The sequence below is a fragment of the Neolewinella lacunae genome (assembly GCF_014349155.1).
Taxonomy (GTDB): Bacteria; Bacteroidota; Bacteroidia; order Chitinophagales; family Saprospiraceae; genus Neolewinella; species Neolewinella lacunae.
The window spans coordinates 1-209 of sequence record NZ_JACSIT010000021.1; the positions used below are offsets into that span (position 1 = coordinate 1).

At 60.3% G+C, this 209-nt stretch carries 1 protein-coding gene; it reads right to left on the bottom strand.

Translation table 11 applies throughout. From position 1 onward, the window contains the following. Positions 1–209 (bottom strand): hypothetical protein (locus tag H9S92_RS00110; RefSeq protein WP_187464701.1); only part of this gene is annotated, 209 nt, incomplete at both ends.

The window sequence follows — 209 nt, forward strand, 5'->3', positions numbered from 1 at the left end:
TTGTCCGGACGGAAGCCCTGCGCAACGTCGTAGTTCGCGTCCAGTTGCAGCGTCACGTCAACGTCGGAGCACTCGTCTACCGCCGTGAAGGTCAGTGTCAGGTCGGCCGTGCACGTTACGCTCGTACCACCGAAGCATTCTTCCGGCTCGTCCGCCTCGATGACCGGGGCCACCTCGTCGTAGATTTTTACGAACTGGATGTAGCGGAA